1 protein-coding gene and 1 pseudogene are annotated in these 1,780 nt (G+C 33.0%); both read right to left on the bottom strand.

What is annotated here, in order from left to right:
- Window position 1 precedes the first annotated feature (1 nt).
- A pseudogene (locus CV944_RS16900) lies at window positions 2–169 on the bottom strand (IS1634 family transposase); the annotation flags it as partial.
- Window positions 170–505: 336 nt separating this feature from the next.
- Window positions 506–1,552, bottom strand: a complete 1,047-nt coding sequence (locus CV944_RS16895; RefSeq protein WP_100664569.1) for a hypothetical protein — start codon at window positions 1,550–1,552, stop codon at window positions 506–508.
- Window positions 1,553–1,780 lie beyond the last annotated feature (228 nt).

Raw genomic sequence — 1,780 nt, 5'->3', positions numbered from 1 at the left:
GTTACACGTAGATGCTCTCATCCATGCCCAATCCCTGCAGAATCCTTCGCTGGTCCGGGTTGAGGGGGCGATCGAGTGCGCGTTGGATGCGCCCGTCTGACAGCTCCAGCAGGATGACGTTCACATATTGAAACAGCTGAAAAATCGCCTGTCCCGTCGGCCGGGTCAAAATGAAAAACGCCACCCCGATCGGAGTGACGCCCTGCTTCAACATATCCCACGATACCATCATAACATGTCTAAACAGAAATATTCTGTCGTCTTTCTGTCAAAAATCTGCCGTTTTTCTGTCACTTTTTTCTCTACATAATATTAAATGTTTGTTCAAAACATTTAAGACTCTTCCTTCGAATGTGCGCCCTTTAGCTTTTTCCTTATTCAAAAAATGTTAGGAGATACCCAGGTATCAAAACAAGTAACTTGTTAAGGATATTTTACTTTCATGGTGAAAATAGGAGGAAACCTCCTAAAATTCACCTCTTTTCTTCTAGTTGTTTCATAAACCTTATCGTATTTCATACAGATTGGCAAAGTTTAGAAAAACATTGTTTTTTCCTTTTTTTATATCATTTAGATGAATAAAACTTTCTTCTCTTGGATTGTTGTTAATTAACAAGAAAAACCGCTCTTTGCTAGATAAAGTGATTTCTTTTGGAATAGGGATGATAAAATCCTGATCTTTTGGTTGTTCAAGCGTATAAGAACGAGGTTGTTTTCCTCTTACTCCATATATATTTCCTTCCATATCAAAAAACATGATCTCCTCCACCATTTTGTGCGGACTTTGATCAATTCGAACATACCGTGCTTTATTAACCTCTTCTACTTTTAAAGGAGTGAAACGATCATTTAACAAAACAACAGATGGCAGACCAAACTCGTTGCTTTTACTGTTTTCCTTCTTAAATATCTTTTGAACATTATCCAATTTTATATGTGATGATATTTCAGAGAAATCATTTTTATTTCTTTTACTTACTAATACCTTCGTTACAGGTATGTTTTCCGTAAAAAATTGTTTTTGATCTTTATCAATTAAAATAGGCAAATACTCACTAAAATCATAATTATTTGATACCTGGACACGAATCGGAATTTTTAAGGATCCGTTTCCTTTCATGTGAATATCATAATACGTATATTTTTTATTGTTAATCAAAAATTTGATAAATTTTTGATTATGGAAAATAAACAGACGAAAGTGACGATCTCTATCTTTTAGACTATCAATGATAAAGTTGAACGTGAATTGTTTCATTCCAGATTTTAAAGAAACAATATCAACCGATTCATTATCAATCATCCACTTTTTTTTCAGTTTCGAATCAACTGTAAATGAAGTTGCGGTATCAGGAATAAATCCAAGCTGTTCCTGCGCATTATTTGGTATAATAAAATGTTCATTTTCATGGAAAGAGATAGTATCACTTGTATGTAAGGGTTGTCTATTTTCTTTTTCATTTTCTTTTTTTAAAAAATTATTGCATCCTGAAAACAGCAATACAGAAAGCATGATGAGTGCTATAATCAAATAGCTTTTTTTTTGACCCATTTTATCATTTTCCACCTTCCGTTTTCAATTTCATTATAAATTATTAAAAATAAACTTTCAATAGTAAATTTTCGAAAAATATATTTTATATTACATTCTTTTAATTAACTGTAGATGAGCAAAATCACTAACAAAAAAGGAGACATGAACCCGATTCCTTGGTTAGAATAGATGTGCTACCAAACCATTCACAAGGAGGTTCATGTCTCATGAATAGATTAGCACATC

This window comes from Geobacillus sp. WSUCF-018B (genome assembly GCF_002809985.1).
Taxonomy (GTDB): Bacteria; Bacillota; Bacilli; order Bacillales; family Anoxybacillaceae; genus Geobacillus; species Geobacillus thermophilus.
Note: the sequence above shows the minus strand (reverse complement) of the source record. Positions and strands in the feature narration are given on the sequence as shown.

Bases quoted from the DNA above. Each gene is read 5' to 3' on its own strand.
- CV944_RS16895 (WP_100664569.1), bottom strand. From the start codon at position 1,552: ATGGGTCAAAAAAAAAGCTATTTGATTATAGCACTCATCATGCTTTCT.